Here is a 2,493-nt window from a genome sequence, read left to right on the forward strand (position 1 = left end):
AAGAAGCGTCTCCGGCGTTGGCACGCCTGCTTCATATAGTTTTTTAGCTGAAAAAAACTTGCTCAAGTCTGCCTTTGTTGCTAAAGCCCCATTAATAATGTTGACGCCTTCCAATTCGAGTTCAGTGAGAAGATTGATAACAACTTTCGCAAAGTTTGGATTTTTTTGTGATAATTCTGATGGAAAAACCCTATTTATAATTAAATCTTCGTTTTTCAAACGATTTTTTTTTGCTTGCAAAATATGGCTTTCCAGAACTCTGTTCCCTTGCGCTTTCAACGAAACCACGAGTTGCATTTGCATAGCATCCAAACCAGAATGTAAAACTGTAATGTTCACCTTCACTCAACCTCCCAACCATCGCAATATTGCAGCAACGTTCAACATCAGTTGCTCACGATTCCTTCTTGCCTCACTTCTTCCTTTCTTCTCCCTCCTCCCTGGCTATCAAGACAGAATTTTAACCAGGAAGGCGTTGTTGCAGTTATGTTTCTCGCATGGAGATACTGCGCAGGCCAAGCATACTTGTTTCCATTGTTTGGTTTTCCTGAGAGGTACCGTACAGCCTTCGTGAGACGCTCCTTGTCTGCCTTTCGTATGAACTCTTTCGCTGGGGGGAGGTATTCAAGAATCACAGGATGCCCGTTGCTGCTTGCCAGGACGTTGAGGACGCGCTGCTGGATGTACGGAGAGGTGTTTATGAGGTTTTCAAGCACCCCTTCGGGAACGTCCTCCCCGCTTTCCTCGAGCGTCTCGCGAATCACGCGCCAATACTTCGGGAGGGGATCTGCCGGCTGCGAGGGCAGAGGAACATCTTCTTTTGGCCTTTTGTACCATGCTTTTAGCGTTTCAAACAGTGTCATCGCTGTCATTTCCTTTATTCAACCTCACCAAAAAAAATCATGTAAAAAAAGTCACTTCAACCTATTAACGAAAAAACACATATATAAATTTTATGCAAATTAAAACAAACACCACCTACTAACCACAAAATACCGAAAAAAAGAAATTTTGTCTTTTTTTTTCTTAATTAAAGCAGTTTTTGCCTTTTGATTCCCTTTGGGCAATGCTTAAATAGCGCCCACGCCCCCAACGCCAACATGAAACTCTTAGCGTTCACCGACCTCCACGAAGACCCTGCCGACCTTCGGCAAGTCAAGAAAAAAGCCGCCCACGCAGACCTTATCGTCTGCGCAGGAGACTTCACCATCTTCGGACGGGACACAGAAGGCGTGCTCTCCGCCCTCAACCACCTTGGGAAAACCGTCCTCCTCATCCACGGCAACCACGAATTCGAGGAACAAGTCGAAGCCCTCACCGAAAACTTAGAAAACATCGTCTACCTCCACGAGCGCTACTGGAAGACCGGCCCCTACACCTTCGTCGGGTATGGCGGCGGCGGATTTAGCAAAACAGATCCTCGCCTTGAGGACATAAAAGAAGACCTTGCCGCGTTCCTCAAAAAAAACGGCATCCTCGTCGTGCATCAACCACCCTTCGGCACCCGCATCGACAAACTCCCCTGGTTCGACGACCATGTCGGAAGCAAGAGCATCCGCTCCTTAATCGAACAAGCAAAACCCCTCCTGTGCCTTTGCGGCCACCTCCACGAAACATTCCACGAACACGACCGCATCGGGAAGACGCACATCATCAACCCCGGCCCGGACGGAGAACTCATCGACCTCAACACACTCCACACACCAGCAAAAAGGAGGAAGAAACAATGAGCACCGAACAAACCCTCATCAAACAACTCGAAAAAAGCAACGCGTTCCAGGCATTCAAGAAACAACACCCCTCCGCCTACCTCGCCCACCTCTTCTTCGTAGAAGGAACAGGAGAACAATCCCCGGAAGCGGGATACTACCTCCCGGAAGAAGACAAAATCGCCATTTTCTCCACGTACCCTTTCCGACTCAAAGAACCACCCCAAAGCGTGTTCAAAAAAGAAGGAACGGTCAAGCCCCTCGACCTTCGCCACGTCGCGGTTAGTTTATCCTCGGCAAAAAAAACACTCAAACAACTCCTTGCGGATAAGCACCCCGCCCTTACTGCAACGAAGACCATCCTCATCTTGCAACACCTTGACGAACCCATCTGGAACGCGACCCTCGTAACCACGTCCCTACAATTCCTCAACGTCAAAATCAGCGCGAAGAGCGGTCGCGTCATCTCAGACGACATCCACAACATCATGAGTCTTGGCACACGCAAATAACCACTTGTGAGCAACAAAAAAACCGCTTTGAGAGCAACAACTACAGCCCTTCTCGCGCCAAAAAACAAGCAATCTGAACACAAAAAATAAGGCGGCCTTAACCCTTCTAACGACCAATTTTTTGTTTTCAACACCTCAAGTGTATAGCTTTCTAAACATCTAATTTGATGTTATACATTCCTCTTTAACTAAACTTAAATATTCATGAGCCCAAGTGAGAAATGAAGGGTTCAAAACCGCTTCTAACAAAAAAAAAACAACAGCGAAACCAT

At 47.1% G+C, this 2,493-nt stretch carries 4 protein-coding genes; 2 read left to right on the top strand and 2 right to left on the bottom strand.

All coding sequences use genetic code 11. The annotated features are described in order from the left end of the window. Together D6783_04520 and D6783_04525 are read right to left on the bottom strand one after the other, a co-directional pair. A partial coding sequence (locus tag D6783_04520) for a hypothetical protein (GenBank protein ID RME52518.1) occupies window positions 1-303 on the bottom strand: 303 nt, incomplete at its 3' end. An 83-nt stretch (window positions 304-386) separates the two neighbouring features. After that, window positions 387-863, bottom strand: a complete 477-nt coding sequence (locus tag D6783_04525; GenBank protein ID RME52519.1) for a hypothetical protein — start codon at window positions 861-863, stop codon at window positions 387-389. Window positions 864-1,049: 186 nt separating this feature from the next. Between D6783_04525 and D6783_04530 the strand changes: the two genes are divergently transcribed. Together D6783_04530 and D6783_04535 are read left to right on the top strand one after the other, a co-directional pair. Beyond that, a complete protein-coding gene (locus D6783_04530) occupies window positions 1,050-1,730 on the top strand; it encodes a hypothetical protein (protein RME52520.1) in 681 nt (226 codons plus the stop codon). After that, window positions 1,727-2,221 carry a hypothetical protein gene (locus D6783_04535; protein ID RME52521.1) on the top strand — a complete coding sequence of 165 codons (495 nt, stop codon included), beginning with the start codon at window positions 1,727-1,729 and terminating at the stop codon, window positions 2,219-2,221. Before D6783_04530 ends, D6783_04535 begins: the two co-directional genes overlap by 4 nt. Window positions 2,222-2,493: the final 272 nt, after the last annotated feature.

It is taken from the genome of Candidatus Woesearchaeota archaeon (genome assembly GCA_003694805.1).
Taxonomy (GTDB): domain Archaea; phylum Nanobdellota; class Nanobdellia; order Woesearchaeales; family J110; genus J110.